We start from the raw sequence: 16735 nt of genomic DNA, 5'->3' as shown, positions 1-16735 counted from the left end.
CTAACAAGTGCATTGCGTGTAGGTAGTCTCATTTTTTTTATTTAATAAACGGCCACATCAACCAGCTCACGATCTAGCCGCTGGGCTAACGCGGACGCCAATTGGTCACCTACCCGGTGAACGGCAGGCAATACCACTAAATCAGTCAATCGCGTCACCTGCATACCCGCGTAACCACAGGGATTAATCCGCCCAAAGGGGGATAAGTCGCCATCTACATTCAAGGCAACCCCGTGATAGCTTGCGCCCCGCCGAATACGTAACCCCAAAGAAGCAATTTTCGCCTCCCCTTGCTGCGTATTCACATAGACACCAGGTGCGTCGGGCTTCGCCCAGGCAGACACATCATAAAGCGCAAGTACATCAATCACTGAATTTTCTAGTGCAGTGACCAGCTCTCGAACACCGATTTTGCCACGCCGTACGTCTAGCAGTGGATATAACACAACCTGCCCTGGGCCATGGTAGGTGACTTGTCCACCCCGATCCGTTTTTACTACAGGAATATCACCTGGCATTAACACGTGTTCGGGTTTACCCGCCTGACCTTGAGTAAAAACGGGATCGTGCTCAACTAACCAGAATTGATCAGGCGTTGACTCATCCCGGGTATCGGTGAGTTCGCGCATCGCGCTCCACACAGGTAAATAGGCACGATGACCAAGCTGATGTAGCTCGATAGCTTGACTAGCCATGGTCATACCACCATGTGTACGCGACCTGTAGCTTTCAGATCATCGAATAACTGGCGTATTTGCTGCTCGCTAGTGGCAACAATAGTGACACGCACTGATTGGAAGCGGCCATTACGGCTATCGACAACTTGAAGTGACGTCTCATCAAAATCCGGGGAATGTTTGACAATCACCTGGCACACACAGGCTGGAAAATCCTCAGCGGCATCGCCAACAACTTTCAGTGAGTAATCACAGGGAAAGGTGATTTTAGGTGGCTCGTTTACCTCAGGCTGACGTAAATCTCTTAGCCCATTTTTCGCGCCTTTTTTCATAGCTCGCCTTTACACGGAATATAGTTACTTCTGTTCAGAATACGGATGCAGCACTGCCTTATAAGATTAGTAGCTTAAGCGCAAAATGCTGAAAATCCTGCGCTTAAGTTCGTTCGCTACTATTAATCGGTGAAGTTGCTGATCAAACCACTGAAGAAACGCCTTACTTGGTCAAATAGTCGTTTAAACAAACCGCCCTCTTCAACATTTTCAAGAGCCACTAGTTGACGCTCGCCGACCATTTCTTCACCTAAATACACTTCTAACGTACCTACATCGTCACCCACAGCAACCGGCGCTTGAAGATCACCATCTAGGTTCAAGCGAGCGCGCAACTCTTCATTACGGTTACGTGGAAGGGTCATGAACACTTCGCCGTCAACACCAACACGCAGCTCATTACTATCGCCGCCCCAGACACGTGGAGTTGCAAGCACTGCACCACGCTCATAGAGTTTCATCGTTTCATAGAAACGGAAGCCGTAGCTAAGAAGCTTCTGTGTTTCCTGCGCCCTTGCTTCTTCTGAGCTAGTACCCATCACGACTGAAATTAAGCGCATGCCATCGCGCTGAGCCGAGGAGACAAGGCAGTAACCTGCTTCCGTTGTCCAACCGGTCTTCAAGCCATCGACACTCGGGTCACGCCATAGCAAACGGTTACGGTTTGGCTGATCGATACCACCAAAAGCGAAGTTACGCTGAGAGTAAATAGCGTAATGCTCGGGGTAATCGTTAATAATATGCTGAGATAACAGCGCCATATCACGAGCTGTTGAATAGTGATTGTCACCAGGCAGGCCCGTCGCATTTTGGAAATTAGTATTGTTCATTCCCAAGCGCGTAGCGTGCTGATTCATCAAATCGGCAAATGGCGTTTCGCCACCAGCAAGGTGCTCTGCCATTGCCACACTAGCGTCATTACCCGAAACAATAATAATACCATGCAGCAGATCGTCGACAGAGACTCGATCCCCCACCTCAATGAACATCTTGGAGCCGCCGGTGCGCCAAGCTTTTTCACTAATATTGATCATATCCGTCAGGCTAATGGTGCCTCGGTCTAACTCACGCTCTACCAAATAAGCGGTCATGAGCTTAGTCAGACTCGCTGGCGGCAAGCGTTCATCAGAATTATGCTCGGCAAGAATACGACCGCTGTTGGCATCCATCAAAATCCATGAGCTGGCCGCTAGCTGAGGAGCGGAGGGAATAATCGTTTGCGGCTGGGGGGTCACTTGAGCCCCAGCCGGGGAAGCCACCACGGCAAAAACCGCAAACAAACAAAGCCCGGCGGTACGGCGAATAGACATCAATACATTCATCTCTTACTTCTCACAACAAAGAAAAAAACGTCAACGAAGCACGTTATTTTAGCTAATAAATGGGGTGAACTATCTCACGATAAACACTTGTGGGAAGCCCGCCCGACGGAGTTCTTCTCGCGCTTGGGTTTCCTGCGCAGGGCTTACAGGCCCGACTTGCACACGATGCACATCTGTATCACTCATCACCCGCACTTTATGTGGTAGCTCACTGACCAAGCGCTGCTGCAACTGTTGGGCTCCTTCTTCACTGCCCAATGCCGCAATTTGTAGATAAATCGCGTCCCCCGTTGCCATTGGTCGCTGATCAGGAATATCTCGAACAGACCGTGCATCTACAGCAGGGAACGTCGAAGAAACCGCACCGGCTGCTCCATGACTGCTGCTCCTCCCCTGCTGCGCCAGCCATTGTGCAGGCTCAATGGCCTCAACCCGGACGGCACCAGTACCATTATCTAAAAAGCCTAACCGTGCAGCCGCAGCGTAGGAAAGATCAATTTCACGGTCACTATGAAAAGGGCCTCGATCATTGACGCGCACGATAACAGATTGACCACTATCTAAACTGGTGACTCGGGCAAATGTTGGTAGTGGCAATGAACGGTGAGCAGCAGACATTTTATACATGTCATAAATTTCACCGTTTGATGTGGCATAACCATGAAATTTTTCACCGTACCAAGAGGCCGTTCCCTGCTTCACGTAGCCTGCTGCATCCGGCAGCACATGGTAGGTTTCACCCCACACTTCATAAGTGGAGCGATTACCGGCACGTGATAGCGGTTCTACACGGGGCTCAGCGTTTGGCACTTTGCTCACATCCGGCGGCTCTAGCGGATACGCATCGCCAGTCATTGCATAGCGCTCCCCCGTCGACGGACTACTGCTTTGCACGTTACCACTCGCTCCACTGCCGGTCGTTCCACTCGCATTTGTCGCAGTAGTAGGCCCGCTAGCTGGCTGGTTCACGCTGGCGCTACTTTGTTTAGCTTCATGGCCGGCACAACCGCTAACCAACGCCATGATGACCACCGCACCACCAATACAGCGAGCCTCAGACAGCACTGTTCTCATGTTTAGCCCTCAACCTGCCGCTCAATGGCTTCCGATAGCTCGGCCACCGCCATTGCATAGAGATGGCTGTGGTTATAGCGGGTAATAACGTAAAAGTTATATTCACCCAAGCGATACTGGATACTTTCATCGGCAAGTTCGAGCCTTAAAGGCACCACAAGTAACTCTGGATCAAGCGTACTCTGTGGTTCAATACCGGCCTCGATTGCTTCAGACGCAGTCACAACGGGCTTACTTGTTTGATTAATTGAAAGCGTTTCAGGCGCTAACTCAGGGCCAACGGCCTCGTGATAAATTGCCCCGTCACGCTGCCAACCATGGACAGCAAAGTAATTCGCCACGCTGCCAATGGCATCAACCGGATTTTCCCATAAATCTCGTTTACCATCGCCGTCAAAATCAACAGCATATGCTTGATAACTAGTGGGAATAAACTGGGGATATCCCATTGCGCCAGCATACGAGCCATAAAGCTCGTCAGCTTCAACGCCTTGCTCATGAGCAATTTTCAAGAAAGCCGCCAGCTCGCCTCGAAAAAAGCCACCACGGACGGGATGATAGAACGCTAAGGTTGCTAATGAGTCTAGTACCCGATGGCGCCCTTTATGCTTACCGTAATAGGTTTCAACGCCAATAATGGCAGCAATAACTTCTGGGGGAACACCATACTCCTCTTCAGCCCGGGCAAGTGCATCCTCATACTCATTGATGAATTCAGCGCCTTCCTCAATACGTTGCTGCGTTAAGAATATATCGCGATACTCATGCCAACGTAAGCGACGTTCAGCCGCGCCTTCCATAGCGTCCAAAACAGACTGGCTATAGTTGGCTTGATTCAGGGTATCTGTTAGCCATTGTCGAGAAATTCCTTGCGCTGCCAACTCGTCAACTAACTGTTGAGTACCTTCGTGCTGCTGCGGATCAAAAGGCGACGCGTCGTCAGCCCACGCAACCGTGTAAGAACACGCCATTAAAACAGCTGCCACGCAGCCGCCTACTTTATTTCGGACCCAGTTCATTAACTCACCACTCCTGTGAAAAAGCACCGCCACTTATCCATTCGATATTATCGCGGTAACAACCGCCGATGGGCATGTATTGACATGAGAATACCGAACCCTGCCAGTAAGGTCACGCTGGAAGTCCCGCCATAGCTCACCAGCGGCAGCGGTACGCCAACAACGGGCAAAATACCACTCACCATGCCGACATTGACGAACACATATATAAAAAACGTCAGAATAATACTGCCTGCAAATAGCCGACCAAAGGTGTCCTGAGAAGAAGTCGCTAACCAAAGGCCTCGCCCCACAATCATGACATATAGGGACAGCAGCACCAGCATTCCTACCAGACCAAACTCTTCACCTAACACGGCAATAATAAAGTCCGTATGGCGCTCAGGTAGGAACTCTAATTGAGACTGGGTACCTTCTAACCACCCCTTCCCCCATAAGCCACCGCTACCTATAGCCGTCGTCGATTGAATAATATTCCAACCCGACCCTAAAGGGTCGCTATCCGGATCCAGGAACGTTAAAACCCGTTGACGCTGATAGTTGTGCATGTTCATCCATAGAACAGGAAGCCCTGCCGCTATTAAGGCACCCACTAAACCAATTAAGCGCCAGGACAAGCCTGCCAGGAGCACAACAATGACCGCCGCACTGGCCACTAAAAGCGATGTACCAAGATCCGGTTGAATAGCGGTAAGCACCACCGGCAAACCGATTATCACCGCACATACCAAAATATGCCTGAAACGCGGCGGTAATTGGCAACGATTCAGATAAGCGGCAACCATTAACGGCACCGCTAATTTCATCATTTCAGATGGCTGAAAGCGAATAACACCCGGTATTTCAAGCCACCGCTTTGCCCCCATACCCACATCACCAGCGATCTCACCTGCCAGTAACATTGCCAGCCCCACGCCGTAAGCCAAGGGAGCCCAGCGCAGAAACGTGGAAGGCGATAATTGAGCAATAACCACCATCACCACGATGGCAACACCAAATCGAATGGCCTGAGCAATGACGGTATCAATACGCTGCCCAGAGGCGCTGTAAAGCACTAACAACCCACCTCCCATCAGCAACAGCAGAAAACCTAGCAACCATGGATCAAGATGAACTCGCTCCCAGATGCTTTTGCGTCTGGCGATACCGCTATCTGGCGGGCGCACTGGGTAACGGCGTAACGGGCGGGAGAGGGGTTGCCATGACCTCATTAATTGCCCTCCACGTTGGCAGTATCTTCTTCCAATACTTCCTTAACCTCTTCAACATCCGGCGCATCATCATTTAACAGCCATGCATCAGTCATCGCGCGCGCCAAGTGGGCAGCGTGGGTACTACCGCCGCCAGCATTTTCAACAATCACTGATACCGCAATTTGTGGGTCTTCAAGCGGTGCAAACGCCATAAAAAGAGCATGATCGCGCAAGCGCTCCTCAAGCTCATCGGCGTTATAGCGCTGATCCTGCCCAAGCGAGAACACCTGGGCAGTGCCTGATTTTCCACCCATACGATACTCTAGCCCCACCCCCGTTCGCCGCGCCGTGCCTTCGTTACCACTGATAACTTTTTCCATACCACTGAAGACACGATTCCACCAATTTTCATTATCCAGCTGAATATCAGGCAGCGTATCCGGCAAGTCCTGTGCCAAGGGCACGTCGCCTATCTCTAACGCAATACGCGGCTTTACCCAATGACCACGGTTAGCCAATGTAGCGGTTGCGCTAGCCAGCTGTAGCGGAGTTACCTGCCAGTAGCCCTGACCAATACCTACCGAGAGTGTTTCACCGGGATACCAAGGCTGATTGAATCGCGCTCGCTTCCAATCACGAGACGGCATCAGGCCAGTACTTTCACCCTGCACATCATGAGCAACACGCCGACCAAAACCAAAATTAGACATTTGTTCATGCAGGTTATCGATACCCAGGTCATGGGCTAGGGTGTAATAGTAGGTATTGTTTGAAACAGCGATCGAACGCTCCATATCTACCCGGCCATGCCCCCAGCGCAACCAATTGCGATAACGGCGAGAGTCATTGGGTAATTGATAGAAACCTGGGTCGCTAATCGTGCTATCGGGGGTGATCACCCCTTCAACTAATCCCGCCAGCGCTAAAAAAGGCTTAATCGTGGAACCAGGCGGATAATGACCGCGAATTGCCCGATTAAATAACGGTAGGTCGATATTTTCCTGCAAGCCTCGATAGGAAGCGACGTCAATTCCCGTAACAAACTGATTACTATCAAAGCCAGGTGTCGATACCATAGCGAGAATTTCTCCCGTGCCAGGCACGATAGCGACGATAGAGCCGCGCCTTCCAGCTAACAATTCGTAAGCCAGCATTTGCATTGACTTATCAAGCGTTAACGTAAGGTTTCCCCCCGGCACCGGATCAGTACGGCCAAGTTCTCTAAGCACACGCCCGCGTGCATTCGTTTCTACTTTGCGCAGCCCGGCTTGCCCGTGCAGCTCCGTCTCGTAAAAACGCTCAACACCCGTTTTACCGATAAAGTGTGTCCCTGCATATCGCCCAGCATCTAGAGTTTGCATCTCTTCTGCGTTGATACGCCCTACGTAACCCAACGCATGCGCCATCATTTCAGCATCAGGGTAGTAGCGGAGTAATTGTGCTTCTACTTCAACCCCTGGCAGGCGATGTCGATTCACCGCTAGCCTTGCGATTTGATCTTCACTCAAATCACTCATTAAAAGCGCGGGCTGAAACGGGCGTTGGCGTTGCCGCGAACGAACATTGAACGCTTCAATATCTTCTTCAGGCAAGTCGAGAAGCTCAACTAGCAGTGCTAACGTTTCATCTAAATCATCAACGCGTTCGCGTACCAAAGTGAGGTTATAGGTAGGACGATTTTCGGCGAGGAGGACACCATTGCGGTCGTAGATTAACCCTCGGTTGGGGGGTAACGGCTCAACACGAACACGGTTTTTTTCGGAGCGGGTACTGTATAAGTCGTGCTGAACGATCTGCAAGTATGCTAATCGCCCAGTCAACAACCCCGTCAAAATAACCACCACTAAGACGGCAAGCAGCGCCCTGACACGAAAAATACGCAATTCTTGCTCAGGGTTTTTAAGCGTGTCACGGCGCTTAGGCATGGGTAACGATGACTCTCAAATCAGACAAAAAGCAATTATCGATGATAGGGGTGGCCTACTAGCAGGGTCCACGCCCGGTAAAGCTGCTCAGCCAGCATTATGCGTACTAGTGGGTGCGGTAACGTGAGCGGTGATAAAGACCACGCTTTATCAGCCATTGCTGAAAGGGATGGCTCTAAGCCATCAGGCCCTCCCACCAATAGCACGATATCTTTGCCCAACATACGCCAGGCGTCAGCCTCGTCAGCAAGTTGCTCGGTACTCCAGGTTTTACCCTTAACCTCAAGTGCCACGATATACTCGTCACCACGTAGCTTGTCGCGTATACGCTGCGCTTCTTGCGCACGCGCCTTTGCTATATCAGCATTTTTACCACGCTGACCCAGTGGAATCTCTTCGATTTCAAGCGTGAAATCTCGAGGTAGCCGTTTGCGGTAGGTCTCAATGCCCTCTTCAACCCACGCAGGCATTTTGGTGCCCACCGCTAACAGCCGGATCTTCATGACATCGTGGCTCGCTCTTCAAACCGCTTGAGCGACTCACTAATGGCTCCAGCATCATTGGGCAAGTCTGCCCATAAACGCTCAAGATCGTAGAGCGCTCGCGCTTCAGGCAACATAATATGGACAACCACATCACCCAGATCTACCAGCACCCAGTCAGCGTTATCGCCACCTTCAACACCACGGGGCGAAAGGCCTGACGCTTTGGCTTTTTCCACAACGTTTTGCGCTAAAGCAGCCACGTGGCGAGTAGACGTACCACTGGCGATCAGCATCAAGTCAGTAACTTCTGTCAGCTTGGAAACATCTAGTTGCGTAATATCTCGTGCTTTAAGCTCTTCTAGGGCATCAACCGCTAGATTTTTAAGTGTATCGATGTGCATGGCTCCTAAAGGCAACCCCTTGTTGTCGTAAGCTCAGCAAAAACGAGCTCAGTGATATTCAGTCAATAAGCCGGCCATTGTAACGGCTTCTTTCCTGACTGCCAGCGCTATTCGCTAGAATGATAGAAACCATAATGCAGAATGGCTTCTTCAACTGCCTCAGGCAGTAGGTAACGAACGCTTTTGCCCATTTTCAAACGCTCTCTTATATAAGTAGCCGAAATCGCCATCATGGAAGGCAAGGCCAGCGTAAGAACATTGCCATTCGGGCATTGCATCAGTTCATCTACACTATCGACTTCACGATCACCCACCAGTTCCCTTAACGCTTCAGGCCAAGGAGCGTTATAGCCAGGTCGAGCGATCACCACGAGGTGCGCCAAGGAGAATATCTGCTTGGCTTTGTGCCATTTGGCTAACCGCAGGAAAGCATCGAACCCGATAATCATCACTAGAGAAGCGCTATCGCCATACGCTTGCCGCAGCTCGGCAAGCGTATCCACGCTATAAGAAGGCCCTTCTCGGCGTAGCTCACGATCATCTGCCACCACCCCTGGTGTGTCGCTAATACCTAACGTCAACAACTCAAAACGCTGCTCCGGCGACACCTGAGGCGTATCACGCAGAGGCGGCTGAGGCGCAGGAATCATGTGCAGACGATCAAGCCCAAGGGCTTCACGAACCTCAACGGCGCTTCGTAAATGCCCCAGATGCACAGGATCAAAGGTACCTCCCAGCATACCTATTCGCATGGATGTTGAACTCATTGCCTGACTTGCCCATCCCCAAACACTACATATTTTTGCGTTGTGAGCCCTTCTAATCCAACAGGCCCTCGTGCATGCAGCTTATCGGTTGAGATACCTATTTCGGCTCCCAGCCCATACTCGAAGCCATCAGCAAAACGCGTAGATGCATTCACGATGACTGAACTCGAGTCGACCTCTGCCATGAAGCGTCTCGCTAGACTGATGTCTTGAGTCACAATGGCATCGGTATGATGAGAGCCGTATTGTTCGATATGTTGGATCGCCTCATCCATACCATCGACGACTTTAATCGCTAAAATAGGCGCAAGGTACTCAGCACTCCAGTCTTCTTCAGTGGCCAACGTTGCCTGGGGCAGCAACGCCCGTGTGCGCTCGCAACCACGTAGCTCTACACTGTGCTCGGCGTAGGCACGAGCCAACTCTGGCAGCACAATATCGGCAATTGGCGCATCCACCAGTAGCGTTTCCATCGTATTGCAGGTGCCATAACGATGCGTTTTCGCGTTTACCGCGATGGCCATCGCTTTAGCGGGGTCTGCCGTGGTATCGATGTAAACATGACAAACGCCATCAAGGTGTTTAATAACCGGCACCGTTGCCTCGCGGGAGATGCGCTCGATCAGTGACTTTCCCCCTCTTGGAATAATGACGTCAACATAGTCAGGCATGCTAATCATTGCCCCCACCGCAGCTCGATCAGTGGTGGCAACGACCTGTACTGACTCAGGCGGCAAGCCAACATCGGCTAATCCTTCCTGTATACAACTACTAATTGCAGCATTTGACGCACTGGCTTCAGATCCCCCGCGTAGCAAGCAGGCATTACCGGATTTTAAGCACAAGCTTGCTGCCTCAAGGGTAACGTTGGGGCGAGATTCGTAAATAATGCCAATAACCCCAAGCGGCACGCGCATTTTGCCAACTTGAATCCCGCTCGGGCGATAGCGCATATCGTCAATCTCGCCGACAGGATCTGGCAAGGCAGCCACTTGATGAAGACCTTCGATCATGGCATCAATTCGCGCATCGTTAAGTGCCAGACGATCTAGCAACGCATTGTCTAAGCCGGTTTCTTTACCACGCTGTAAGTCAAGCGCATTAGCCTCTAATATTAATTGTCTAGATGCCGCAAGGCGTAATGCCATTGCCTCAAGCGCACGATTTTTCAATCCCGTATCAGCACGACGCAACTCTCTAGCAGCTGCCCGAGCGCCTTGACCGAGCACCTGGATATAAGCGGGCACATCCCCCGCAGCTAATTGCTGTAGGGCTACGTTTTGGCGTGCGTTTGAACCGCTCATACTTTCTCCCTGTGTTATCGCGTATGCAAGGCAAGTTGCATTCTATGGTAGTGGTACTAGGTGTTTGGCAGTATGTTACGCCATTAGGGCGTTATACTGACGCTGTTAGTGACTACATTTAGACGCCCACGCCTAGTCAAAGTGTTCCATGGGCAATCCCGAATTAAAGGTGAATAGTAAGCCACCATGCAAAGCAAGTACAAAATACGCCTACTAAGAGCCAATCTATTTGCAGCGGCAGTAGTATTAGCACTCTGGACATATACGGCACAGCCAGTGGCTGCGCTGGCGCTTTGGTTGTCGGTAGGCTGGCTTTTCGTTACTGCGTTATTACTCGATTTTAGCCACCGCCGTTCTAAAGGCCTACCTTGGCAAGTGCTCACCGGGACGCTGCTATTGTCTCTTATTGCCGCAGCTCCAGAACGTCATAGCTTTTTAATATGGGCTTGGGCGGCAATGTTTATGCTTCCCCAGAAACGCTGGGTAGCTGCTTTCAACGCGTGCGCTGCGCTACTTAGCTGGTTATTAATCGCCCCTCTTCTCACCTTACCCGAAGGGCTACTGCTTTTGGCTACTCTGATGACACTGGGCGTGCTGTCCAGTGCCAAAGCGTGCCAGTTAATCGATATTAATGGCTCGATTCGCAAACGTCTTCGGCTTATTCCCGGTCTTAATCTATGGCCAAGCGGCCAACTACTAAGAGACCTAAGTCGCGAACAAACCCGCTCTGAACGTGAAGCCATCTATGCAGAGTTATTCATTATCCAAGTAAAACGTCATCAGCTTTGGTCGTCGGCGCAAAAATTGTGCAACCTCACATACAGCTTCGAACACGTTTATCGCTTAAACAGTCAGACGCTTGCCGCCTTAATGCTGTCGCATAATCCAAAGGAAGCCGCTCACCGCCGCAAGCTTCTCTGTGCCGGCCTCCCAGAAAAACAGCACTCCCATCACCTGCCGCTAATGGACATAGAACTATCAGGTCTGTCCGTCGAGGCGCTAGCCCAGCTCCCGCCTCTACAACGGGAAAATAACGATGATTGACCAACCGCTGCACAGACACCTGATGACCTTTGCCTACACTGCCAGCGTTATCTTAGTAGCAGGGTACACGTTCTGGCTTTATGGGATGGGAAATTATCACGACTTGTTAGTGCCGATGTTTGTGGCACTGCTGCTACTCGCGGCGTTATTAATGCACCAAAGTCAGGCGTTAAACCCTGCTCTTCCTCGCGCTATTTTACTGGGTAGTAGTTATGTCATTACCCTGTCCGCTTTCTATAACCACCCTAGCATCTCGACTATTTGGATTGGACTGCCCACGGCTGCTGCATTTTTTTTGCTCCCGCTATCGAGCGCTTTATTGCTAACTACATTTTCCGGCCCCTTGTGGTGGCTGTTAACCAACCACAATGGCACATCCGCAGAGATGATTATTGCTTATACCGCTCTCATTCTGCTGCTCGCCTTACCACCATGGGAACACGCACGTCAGCGAGCATTGTTAAGGGCGACGGATCCAAACGACAATGATTGCAATGCTTACCATATCGATACGCTAAAAGAGCGCCTGCATAATGAATTTCTACGCGCAGCGATGCTCAACAAGCGCTTGGCGGTATTAGTAATGCATTTACCCCAACTTGATATGGCGGAAGAGCAATTTGGTTCACGCGCTCAAACGGCTCTTTTGGGCGCTCTCTGTAACGAAGTGAATAGCCGTTGCCGTGACCACGACCTATTAGGCCGAGCAGACAACGCCACATTCTGGTTGGTGTTGCCTGACACAAGCGAAAGCGGTGCTATGTTGGTGCGCGAGCGGCTGCAACGCGCATTATCACAACGTGTTCTAGTGGAAACGGGGCAATTAGAAACCCGTATTGCTGTTTGCCTGCCGTGCCGAAATGAAAGTTTTGAACGCTACATAAATCGCTTGGAAGCACGTGCGAAGGCATTATCTATCGCTTGATGCTTATAAAATGGAGCAGTACTCGTCATGGCTGATACGCTTTTTGCCCTGTCGCTCTCACCAGCCATGTTACTACTGATGGTTGCGCTAATTTCACTGCTTGAATCCCTTGCGTTGGTTGGCTTATTGGTTCCAGGCGTTGTGTTAATCACCGCAGCCGCGTCTTTGGCGGGGCATGAAGCCATTGCCCTACCATGGCTAACCGGCGCTGCGTTACTAGGCGCCATTTTGGGGGATAGCATTAGCTACCTGCTCGGCTATCACCACCGCGAACAGGTCACCAACCGCTGGCCGTTATCCATCCATCCAGAATGGCTTGAACGCGGCGTACTTTTTTTTGAACGTTATGGTATCCATTCAGTATTTATTGGCCGATTCGTAGGGCCAGTCCGTCCCATTATTCCGCTTATTGCAGGCATGATGCGGATGCCAAAACGCACATTTTTGTGGGCTAATATCACTTCCGCCGCCCTGTGGGCACCCGCTTATGTGCTGCCTGGCTACTTACTAGGAAGAACCTGGCAACAGCACCTCAATCTCCCCCAAAACATTGAAACGGCAATCATTACATTAGGCGCCAGCATCGTCGTGCTTGCGGTGGTTTTTTCCTGGGGAAGAGCTCAGGTTGGGCGCCATGGCTTTATCTACTTGGCAACAGCACGCCTTATTCGTCGTGTCCCTTTTATGCGTCGTTCCTGGCTCTCAATGAGCCTTAATGATGAAGTGCCGCTAGCCTCGTTACTGTTATTTGTGATCACGTTGGCAAGTGTCTCAGCCTGGACACTGCTGGTAATGAACCATCAAGGCCCACTGGCGATTGACCTACAAGCGCAGCGGCTGGTTAGCTGGTTAACCAATGAGCCACTTCAGTTAGTCAGCTTGAGCTTGGCCAAAATAGGCGACTCACTTGGGGTTACCGCCCTACTTTTGCCTTTGGCAGTTTGGCTGATACACCACAAGCGCATGGATGCTCTTAGCCATTGGGCGTTTGCCATCGGTGGTGTTGCGCTGCTCAACACAATGGGAAAGATGGTTTTTGGGCGTGTACGGCCAGAAACACCAGACTATCTGGCTGGCTCATTTTCATACCCAAGCGCACACACCTCCACGGCAGTTGTCGTTGCTGGGCTAGCAGCTGCGTTCATTGCAGCCGGGTTGCACCGCAAACAACGCGTTTGGTTTTATTGGCTAGCCATTATACTGGTCACGCCGATGGCGTTATCGCGCTTAATATTAGGCGTTCATTGGCTAAGTGATCTCATCGGCGGCGCCCTCTTGGGCCTGCTAGTATGCGCCCTCGTTCGGCTGAATTGGCAGCGAAGCGTTAGAACTCCCTTACCTCGTTGCCCGTGGGGCAGACTAATAGCAGCCACCATCGTGCTGGTAGGCCTGCGTGTTATCCTGCTACCACCTGTTTAGCAACTCGGCGCTACTTAGCAATTCGACGCTACCCCAGTGCCAGCCAGACACCCACCCCAATCATTAGTGTCCCTGCAATACGGTTAAGCAACCGTACATTGCCGCTTTTGCCTAGCACGTTACGCAGCGTTTTCCCCCCAGTGGCGTACACCAGCATGCTGGCAAACTCGATCACTAAAATAACCGCAATAAGAAGGGTAAGCTGAGGCGCTAGTGGCCGACTGCCATCTAAAAACGGTGGCAGCAGCACCATAAAAAAGGCCCACCCCTTGGGGTTGGCCACTGCCGTGACTAACCCCTGAGTAGCCAGCTGTACCCGCCCAGCGGCTGGCCCAGCATTAAGCTCGTCAGGGATAGCCATACGCCCCCTAGAGCGCCACATCATAATGCCCAAATAAGCCAAGTACGCGCCGCCCACCCACTTAAACGCAATGAACAGCTCTGGCTGACGCAGCATTAACGCTGCCACACCAGCACCCGCGGCGGCCGCAACGATGCCAACGCCAATTAGCTCGCCTATCATCATCCACAGCGTTCGCTTCACTCCCTGGGTCATTCCCAGCACCATCGCCAACGTCATACACATCCCCGGCGTTAGGGAAACGAACAAAAACGTGGGTACAAACACCGACAGCGTCGCCCATGACATCATCATTACTCTTCCGTATTGTTTACATCGTTATCTGCATCGCTAGACGTGGTTTCATACCCTTCACCCCAACGCGGTACAAGGCGGTGGGTAATGCCTAACTGGTTGAGTATCCGGGCAACCACAAAGTCGATTAAATCTTCTATTCGTTCCGGGCGATGATAAAAACCGGGAGCCGCAGGCAAAATCACCACTCCCAAGCGGCTTAGCGCCAGCATGTGCTCTAGGTGAATGGGTGAAAAGGGGCTTTCACGTGGCACCATGACTAACGTCCGTCGCTCTTTGATAGCGACGTCGGCGGCACGCTCAATTAAGTTATTGCTCGCGCCAGTTGCGACTGCTGAAAGCGTGCCTGTAGAGCAGGGGCAAATCACCATCGCAGAGGGGGCGCCAGAACCTGATGCGACGGGTGCCATCCAGTCTTCACGACCAAAACAGCGGATTTGACCGGGCTTAGCGCCACTCTGCTCGGTGAGTGCCTCGACTAAGCGTTTAGGCTGAGCAGGTAACGACACATCTGTCTCAGTGGCAATGACCATATGCGCTGCTTTGGAAATCATTACCCACACTTCATGACCTGCAGCCACTAATACGTCGATCAAGCGCAGGCCATACTGCGCGCCCGAAGCACCTGTCAGCGCCACTGTTACCGGCGGTTTAAAGTCTGTCACTCAGCTTGCTCCTTGGCAGATAGCGCGCTCAACAGGCGCTGATGAACTCCTTCAAAACCGCCATTAGACATCACAACAATACGGTCTAGTGGTGACGCTTGAGTCACAACCGCTTGCACGAGCGCATCGATATCGCTAAATAGTTCAGCGCGCTTGCCTTGTTCAGCCACTAACGCTTCCATTGACCAGTCAAGCCCTGCCGGTTGAAACCAGAACACGGCATCCGCATCGGCAACGCTCTCATTCAGTCGAGCACGCAGTGCGCCTAAACGCATGGTATTGGAGCGTGGCTCAATCACCGCCAGCAAACGCCCTTTGGTGGTGGCTGCACGCAGCCCTTTTAAGGTGGCCGCAATCGCTGTTGGATGGTGGGCAAAGTCATCGATGACTTGCACTCCGTCCACTTCCCCGAGGACTTCCTGACGGCGACGGGGTGTTTTAAAACGAGAAAGCGCAGCGCAAGCGCGAGCAAGATTCACACCACAACGGCTCGCAGCGGCAAGTGCCGCAAGCGCATTACGCGCGTTGTGCTCACCGGTTAACGCCCACTCGACTACGCCGTCCTCTTCGCCCTCTACCCCAATGTGGAGCACCTGAAAGCGGCTGCCATCAGAGCGTTCCAAACGCAATTGCCACTCGCTGTTCTCTAATGTGCCGAAATGCTCGACCGGCGACCATACTCCCATTTCTAAAACACGTTCCAGCGCAGGCTGTTGATCAGCAACTAACAAGCAACCTCGGCTCGGCACGGTTCGTACCAAATGGTGGAACTGGCGCTCAATCGCAGCAAGGTCAGGGAATATATCGGCATGGTCAAACTCTAAGTTGTTCATCACCGCAATCTGGGGGCGGTAGTGAACAAACTTAGAGCGCTTGTCAAAAAACGCCGTATCGTACTCGTCAGCCTCTACAATAAACGGGCTATCGTGATGACCTAAGCGTGCCGACACACCAAAATTACGCGGCACACCACCAATTAAAAATCCAGGCGTAAAGCCAGCGCTTTCCAATAACCATGCTAAAAGGCTGGCAGTGGTGGTCTTACCGTGAGTACCTGCAACGGCAATGACTTGCCTGCCAGGCAGTACATGTTCAGCCAGCCACTGAGCGCCTGAGGTATAGGACAAACCGCTATTTAGCAGCGCCTCGACTTCGGGGTTACCCCGAGATAACGCATTTCCCACAATGACAAGTGCAGGCTGATCAGCAAGATTTTCGGCGCGATATCCCTCCATCAGGGTTATCCCCGCCTCTTCTAACTGGGTGCTCATGGGAGGATACACATTCGTATCTGAGCCGCTCACCTGATGCCCTAACTCCCGCGCTAGCAGAGCCAGGCTCCCCATAAAAGTGCCGCAGATACCCATAATATGCAGACGCATAGGTGAAGCGCTCCTTACTTAACCAGTTAACTAAGCTGCTGAGACTAGCATGCAACGTTAACTTGCTCATCTAGTTCAAGGCAGGTCTTGGCTTTAAAACTAGAGCCAAAGCTCGTTCAGAAGTGACAAAACGCCCAGTTTGATGC

17 protein-coding genes are annotated in these 16735 nt (G+C 51.7%); 3 read left to right on the top strand and 14 right to left on the bottom strand.

What is annotated here, in order from left to right:
- Positions 1-41: 41 nt before the first annotated feature.
- The 11 genes from lipB to REH51_RS16875 all read right to left on the bottom strand — a co-directional run bounded on the left by lipB (position 42) and on the right by REH51_RS16875 (position 10499).
- The gene (lipB, locus tag REH51_RS16925; RefSeq protein ID WP_009723525.1) at positions 42-695 is read right to left on the bottom strand and encodes a lipoyl(octanoyl) transferase LipB; all 654 of its coding nucleotides are present in this window, start codon (positions 693-695) and stop codon (positions 42-44) included.
- Positions 696-697: 2 nt separating this feature from the next.
- On the bottom strand, positions 698-1009 hold the full coding sequence (locus REH51_RS16920; protein WP_009723526.1) for an HP0495 family protein: 312 nt from the start codon (positions 1007-1009) through the stop codon (positions 698-700).
- Positions 1010-1131: 122 nt separating this feature from the next.
- Entirely contained in the window at positions 1132-2331 is a 1200-nt protein-coding gene (locus tag REH51_RS16915) for a D-alanyl-D-alanine carboxypeptidase family protein (RefSeq protein WP_498936407.1), read from the bottom strand.
- 69 nt (positions 2332-2400) lie between these two features.
- Entirely contained in the window at positions 2401-3405 is a 1005-nt protein-coding gene (locus tag REH51_RS16910) for a septal ring lytic transglycosylase RlpA family protein (RefSeq protein WP_009723528.1), read from the bottom strand.
- Between the two features lie 2 nt (positions 3406-3407).
- Positions 3408-4424 carry a lytic murein transglycosylase B gene (gene mltB / locus REH51_RS16905; protein ID WP_009723529.1) on the bottom strand — a complete coding sequence of 339 codons (1017 nt, stop codon included), beginning with the start codon at positions 4422-4424 and terminating at the stop codon, positions 3408-3410.
- Between the two features lie 47 nt (positions 4425-4471).
- Entirely contained in the window at positions 4472-5635 is a 1164-nt protein-coding gene (gene rodA, locus REH51_RS16900) for a rod shape-determining protein RodA (RefSeq protein WP_498936405.1), read from the bottom strand.
- Positions 5635-7542, bottom strand: coding sequence for a penicillin-binding protein 2 (mrdA, locus tag REH51_RS16895; protein ID WP_009723531.1), 1908 nt, complete (start codon positions 7540-7542; stop codon positions 5635-5637). The genes rodA and mrdA overlap by 1 nt, the downstream gene beginning before the upstream one ends.
- Positions 7543-7577: 35 nt before the next feature.
- Positions 7578-8045: a 23S rRNA (pseudouridine(1915)-N(3))-methyltransferase RlmH gene (gene rlmH, locus REH51_RS16890; protein WP_009723532.1), complete on the bottom strand. Its 468-nt coding sequence runs from the start codon at positions 8043-8045 to the stop codon at positions 7578-7580.
- Complete coding sequence (gene rsfS, locus REH51_RS16885; RefSeq protein ID WP_009723533.1) at positions 8042-8428, bottom strand: ribosome silencing factor; 387 nt, start codon at positions 8426-8428, stop codon at positions 8042-8044. Before rsfS ends, rlmH begins: the two co-directional genes overlap by 4 nt.
- 107 nt (positions 8429-8535) lie before the next feature.
- Complete coding sequence (nadD, locus tag REH51_RS16880; protein ID WP_009723534.1) at positions 8536-9180, bottom strand: nicotinate-nucleotide adenylyltransferase; 645 nt, start codon at positions 9178-9180, stop codon at positions 8536-8538.
- 11 nt (positions 9181-9191) lie between these two features.
- On the bottom strand, positions 9192-10499 hold the full coding sequence (locus REH51_RS16875) for a glutamate-5-semialdehyde dehydrogenase (protein WP_009723535.1): 1308 nt from the start codon (positions 10497-10499) through the stop codon (positions 9192-9194).
- A gap of 186 nt (positions 10500-10685) precedes the next feature.
- Here REH51_RS16875 and REH51_RS16870 point away from each other — a divergent pair, with 186 nt between their 5' ends.
- The 3 genes from REH51_RS16870 to REH51_RS16860 are packed head-to-tail and all read left to right on the top strand — an operon-like array spanning position 10686 to position 13887.
- Positions 10686-11543, top strand: a complete 858-nt coding sequence (locus REH51_RS16870) for a hypothetical protein (RefSeq protein ID WP_009723537.1) — start codon at positions 10686-10688, stop codon at positions 11541-11543.
- Positions 11536-12468: a diguanylate cyclase domain-containing protein gene (locus tag REH51_RS16865; protein WP_009723538.1), complete on the top strand. Its 933-nt coding sequence runs from the start codon at positions 11536-11538 to the stop codon at positions 12466-12468. The genes REH51_RS16870 and REH51_RS16865 overlap by 8 nt, the downstream gene beginning before the upstream one ends.
- A gap of 27 nt (positions 12469-12495) precedes the next feature.
- A complete protein-coding gene (locus REH51_RS16860; RefSeq protein WP_498936403.1) occupies positions 12496-13887 on the top strand; it encodes a VTT domain-containing protein in 1392 nt (463 codons plus the stop codon).
- A gap of 28 nt (positions 13888-13915) precedes the next feature.
- On the opposite strand, the gene REH51_RS16855 is transcribed toward REH51_RS16860, so the two are convergent.
- The 3 genes from REH51_RS16855 to mpl are packed head-to-tail and all read right to left on the bottom strand — an operon-like array spanning position 13916 to position 16589.
- A complete protein-coding gene (locus tag REH51_RS16855) occupies positions 13916-14539 on the bottom strand; it encodes a LysE family translocator (RefSeq protein ID WP_186004651.1) in 624 nt (207 codons plus the stop codon).
- Between the two features lie 2 nt (positions 14540-14541).
- Positions 14542-15207 (bottom strand): flavin prenyltransferase UbiX, encoded by a 666-nt coding sequence (locus REH51_RS16850; protein WP_009723541.1) that lies wholly within the window; start codon positions 15205-15207, stop codon positions 14542-14544.
- On the bottom strand, positions 15204-16589 hold the full coding sequence (mpl, locus tag REH51_RS16845; RefSeq protein WP_009723542.1) for a UDP-N-acetylmuramate:L-alanyl-gamma-D-glutamyl-meso-diaminopimelate ligase: 1386 nt from the start codon (positions 16587-16589) through the stop codon (positions 15204-15206). The genes REH51_RS16850 and mpl overlap by 4 nt, the downstream gene beginning before the upstream one ends.
- Between the last annotated feature and the right edge of the window lie 146 nt (positions 16590-16735).

Source organism: Halomonas bluephagenesis, assembly GCF_054790765.1.
Note: the sequence above shows the minus strand (reverse complement) of the source record. Positions and strands in the feature narration are given on the sequence as shown.